At 40.2% G+C, this 1,034-nt stretch carries 2 protein-coding genes; both read left to right on the top strand.

Going from position 1 to position 1,034, the window contains the following annotated elements; translation table 11 throughout:
* A partial coding sequence (locus QMD82_08580; protein ID MDI6851968.1) for a 2-oxoacid:acceptor oxidoreductase family protein occupies nt 1–330 on the top strand: 330 nt, incomplete at its 5' end.
* A gap of 9 nt (nt 331–339) precedes the next feature.
* A partial coding sequence (locus QMD82_08575; GenBank protein ID MDI6851967.1) for a hypothetical protein occupies nt 340–1,034 on the top strand: 695 nt, incomplete at its 3' end.

Below are 1,034 nucleotides of genomic sequence, written 5' to 3'. Positions count from 1 at the left end.
CTTTTGTCCATTCCAGAAACCTTTGCAGGACTTAAAGAAGGTGGCTGGGTCATAATCAACACCCCAGAAGATCCACAAAAGCTTGACATCCCTGATATGTATAAAGTAGCTACTGTTAATGCCACTGAAATAGCATTGAAATATGGGCTTGGGTCTAAAGCTCAACCAATAGTGAATACTGCAATACTCGGTGCTTTCTCAAGGGTACTGGAATCACTGATCCCGCTTAAAGCCCTTTTAGAATCAATACCCGAGGAAGTTCCTGTAAAACCGGATGCCAACCAGAAAGCATGCGAAGAAGCTTACAAACTAACAAAAATTAGGGAATAAGGAGGCTTTATGGAAATCAAACCCATACAGGTAAATTCAATTAAAGATCTTCCAGAAGCCCCGGTATCTCAAGGCGTTACCCTTGTAAGGAAAACGGGGACCTGGAAGAACGTAAGACCAGTAATAGCTGAACGCAGTGCACCATGCGAAAATGCATGCCCATTAAAGATAAGAATACCAATGTTCATTGATTACTTAACAAAAAATGAGCCTGAAAAAGCAGGATTGGAAATCCTAAAATGGAATCCCTTCCCGAGCATAACAGGAAGAGTGTGCCCTGCAAAGTGTGAAATCGGATGTAACAGGAATAAATATGACGAAAAAATCTCCATAAGAGAACTTGAAAGATTCCTTGGAGACCTCATCTTAGAAAAGAAAAAAATTGAAGTGAAAGGTCAAAAAACAGTGAAAGTCGCTGTTTATGGAACATCCACATCCTTGATGGCAGCTGTCTATAGACTTATTGAGAGTGGGTTCCAAGTAATCGTATTCACAAAAGGCCAACGCTTGTTTAGTGATGTTAGAGAAGCCATCCCTGAAGACATTCTTAAGAAAGAGGAAAAGGTACTAAATGACGCTGGGCTCGAAATAATAACGGATAAGGCACCTTCCATCCAGGAGCTTAAAGGCTCATTTAATTACATTCTCCTCTCCTCCGCTAATGCTCAAAATATAAACATTGTAGATACAAAAGTAGGTAAAAC

The sequence above is a fragment of the bacterium genome (genome assembly GCA_030019025.1).
GTDB lineage: Bacteria > Hydrothermota > Hydrothermia > UBA1063 > UBA1063 > UBA1063.
Note: the sequence above shows the minus strand (reverse complement) of the source record. Positions and strands in the feature narration are given on the sequence as shown.